Genomic DNA, 939 nt, shown 5'->3' with positions numbered 1-939 from the left:
CCCCCACGCTGGAACTTGATCAGATCAGCGTAGCCGCCAGCGGCAGCCACGCCAGCCTTGACCAAGACAGGATCCGTCACGGTCAAGAATCTGGAAGCAACCACCAACGCCAAGTGGCAATACCGTATCGATGGCGGCACCTGGCAAGACCAGACCAGCAACGGCAAAATCTCCGTCAGCAATGCAGCCAACGCCGACAGGAATGGCGCGGTCAAGACGGTCGAAGTGCGTGAAATCGACAAGGCCGGCAACGAAGGCGCCATCGCCAGCTTGAGCTTCACCCTCGACACCACCGCCCCCGTGGCCCCCACGCTGGAGCTGGATCAGGTCAGCGTGGCCGCCAGCGGCAACACACCAGCCTTGACCAGGACAGGATCCGTCACGGTCAAGAATCTGGAAGCGACCACCAACGCCAAGTGGCAATACCGTATCGATGGCGGCACCTGGCAAGACCAGACCAGCAACGGCAAAATCTCCGTCAGCAATGCTGCCAACGCCGACAAGAATGGCGCGGTCAAAACGGTCGAAGTGCGTGAAATCGACAAGGCCGGCAACGAAGGCGCTATCGCCAGCTTGAGCTTCACGCTCGATACCACCGCCCCCGTGGCCCCCACGCTGGAGCTGGATCAGGTCAGCGTGGCCGCCAGCGGCAACACACCAGCCTTGACCAGGACAGGATCCGTCACGGTCAAGAACCTGGAAGCAACCACCAACGCCAAGTGGAAATACCGTATCGATGGCGGCACCTGGCAAGACCAGACCACCAATGGCAAAATCTCCGTCAGCAATGCAGCCAACGCCAACAAGAATGGCGCACTCAAGACGGTGGAAGTGCGTGAAATCGACAAGGCCGGTAACGAAGGCGCCATCGCCAGCTTAAGCTTCACGCTCGATACAATTGGCCCCGTGGCCCCCACGCTAGAACTGGATCAGGTCAGC

Annotated in this window: 1 protein-coding gene; it reads left to right on the top strand. The window is 60.4% G+C overall.

Annotated features, from left to right (window positions below):
• Positions 1-57: 57 nt before the first annotated feature.
• On the top strand, positions 58-939 hold an 882-nt coding region (locus I5W_RS11630; RefSeq protein ID WP_044529348.1), incomplete at its 3' end, for a hypothetical protein.

Source organism: Herbaspirillum sp. B65 (assembly GCF_000333555.1).
Lineage (GTDB): Bacteria > Pseudomonadota > Gammaproteobacteria > Burkholderiales > Burkholderiaceae_D > Herbaspirillum > Herbaspirillum rubrisubalbicans.
The sequence above is the reverse complement of the archived record's forward strand: the minus strand, read 5'-3'. Positions and strand labels throughout refer to the sequence as shown.